We start from the raw sequence: 2,252 nt of genomic DNA, 5'->3' as shown, positions 1-2,252 counted from the left end.
CGCCCGGTTACATTCCGAACCCGGAAGCTAAGCCTCACAGCGCCGATGGTACTGCAGGGGGGACCCTGTGGGAGAGTAGGACGCCGCCGAACAATCTTTGGAGGACCCCTGGTCCCAGCGTTCAGCTGGGACCAGGGGTCCTTTCGTTTTTACAATGCTTGTGTACCGAAGACAGGAGTCACCATGTCCACCAACTCTCCCGACGACCGACCGGAGCGCGACCAGCGGCGACGGGACAGTGGTGACCGGGGTGACCGCGGCGGCTACCGCGGCGACCGCGGCGGCTTCCGTCGCGACAACGACCGTGGTGGCTATGGCCGGCGTGACGACCACCGTGGTGGGTTCGGCCGCCGCGACGACCGTCGTGACGACCGTGACCGCGGTGACCGTGGCGAGCGCGGCGGCGACCGCCCCTCCTACCGTCGCGACGACCGCCGGGATGACCGCCGTGACGATCGGCGTGATGACAGCCGTGGCGGTTACCGCCGCGAGGGCGACCGGGGTTCGCGTCCCGGCTACCAGCGTGACGACCGCGACCGGGGCGACCGCGGTGGCGACCGCGGCGGATACCGGCGCGATGACCGCCGCGATGACCGCCGTGACGACCGCCGTGACGACCGTGGGGACCGCGGTTTCCGGCGCGACGACCGCGGCGGCGACCGCCCCTCCTACCGTCGCGACGACGACCGTGGTGGCTATGGCCGGCGTGACGACCACCGTGGTGGGTTCGGCCGCCGCGACGAGCGTCGTGACGACCGTGACCGCGGTGACCGTGGCGAGCGCGGTGGCGACCGCCCCTCCTACCGTCGCGACGACCGCCGGGATGACCGCCGTGACGATCGGCGTGATGACAGCCGTGGCGGTTACCGCCGCGAGGGCGACCGGGGTTCGCGTCCCGGCTACCAGCGTGACGACCGCGACCGTGGCGACCGCGGCGGATACCGCCGTGACGACCGGCGCGACGACCGCCGTGACGACCGGCGCGACGACCGCCGCGATGACCGCCGTGACGACCGTGGGGACCGCGGTTTCCGGCGCGACGACCGCGGCGGCGACCGCCCCTCCTACCGCCGTGACGACCGGCGCGACGACCGCCGTGACGACCGGCGCGGCGACGACCGGGGCGGCTTCCGTCCCCGGGACGACCGCGGTGAGCGCGGTGAGCGCGGCGGCTTCCGGGGTCGCGACGACCGCGGCGGCCGTGGCCCCCGTCGGGACGACCGTGGCGGGCGCCCCGGTGGCTTCCGTGGGCGTGACGGACGGGACGGGCGGGACGACCGCCGTGGCGGTGGCCGCTTCCGTGACGAGCGCGACCGCGACCGCGAGCCGATCAAGCGGCTGCCGATCCCGGAGGACGTCACCGGCGAGGAGATCGACAAGGACGTCCGGCAGGAGCTGCAGAGCCTGCCCAAAACCCTCGCGGAAGACGTCGCCAAGAACCTGGTGATGGTCGCCCGGCTCATCGACGAGGACCCCGAGGGCGCGTACGGCTACTCCAGGGTGGCCCTGCGCCTGGCGTCCCGCGTGGCCGCCGTACGCGAGGCCGCCGGCTTCGCCGCGTACGCGAGCCAGAAGTACAGCGAGGCCCTCGCCGAGTTCCGGGCCGCCCGGCGGATGACCGGCACCGTGGACCTGTGGCCGGTGATGGCCGACTGCGAGCGCGGGCTCGGCCGGCCGGAGAAGGCGCTGGACATGGCCGGCGCCCCCGAGGTGCAGAAGCTGGACAGGGCCGGGCAGGTCGAGATGCGGCTCGTCGCCGCCGGTGCCCGGCGGGACATGGAGCAGCTGGACGCGGCCATCGTGACCCTGCAGAGCCCCGAGCTGGCCTCCAACGCCGTACAGCCGTGGACCGCGCGCCTGCGGTACGCCTACGCCGACGCCCTGCTGGCCGCGGGCCGGGAGCGCGAGGCGCGGGAGTGGTTCGCGAAGGCCGTCGAGGCCGACCGGGACGGCAGCACGGACGCGTCCGACCGGCTCGCCGAGCTGGACGGCGTGGAGTTCGTCGACGCCCTCGACGAGAGCGGGAGCGAGGGCGAGAACGAGAGTGCGGCCGAGGGCGAGGGTGAGTCCGCGGACGCCTCCCAGGAGGACGGCGACAAGGACTGACGCCGGTCGATGAGAAGAGGGCAGACCCCGACGGGGTCTGCCCTCTTTCTTAGTTCTCCAGTGTGCGTAGTACCAGGCCTGAGGCTGGTTTCGGGCCGAAGGAGGTTGATTTGCGGGGCATGGTGACGCCTTGGCGGGCCAGTTCG

Annotated in this window: 2 protein-coding genes and 1 rRNA gene; all 3 read left to right on the top strand. The window is 73.3% G+C overall.

All coding sequences use genetic code 11. The features are described 5' to 3' along the window. Positions 1–92 (top strand): 5S ribosomal RNA (rrf, locus tag ACZ5CW_RS41180); the annotation flags it as partial. 62 nt (positions 93–154) lie between these two features. After that, on the top strand, positions 155–1,447 hold the full coding sequence (locus ACZ5CW_RS41175; protein WP_468610965.1) for a hypothetical protein: 1,293 nt from the start codon (positions 155–157) through the stop codon (positions 1,445–1,447). Then, positions 1,339–2,106: a tetratricopeptide repeat protein gene (locus ACZ5CW_RS41170; protein ID WP_468610963.1), complete on the top strand. Its 768-nt coding sequence runs from the start codon at positions 1,339–1,341 to the stop codon at positions 2,104–2,106. Before ACZ5CW_RS41175 ends, ACZ5CW_RS41170 begins: the two co-directional genes overlap by 109 nt. Positions 2,107–2,252 lie beyond the last annotated feature (146 nt).

This window comes from Streptomyces sp. NPDC031379 (genome assembly GCF_055569615.1).
Note: the sequence above shows the minus strand (reverse complement) of the source record. Positions and strands in the feature narration are given on the sequence as shown.

Excerpts from the sequence above, each read along its gene's own strand:
- ACZ5CW_RS41175 (WP_468610965.1), top strand. The coding sequence starts at position 155 with ATGCTTGTGTACCGAAGACAGGAGTCACCATGTCCACCAACTCTCCCG.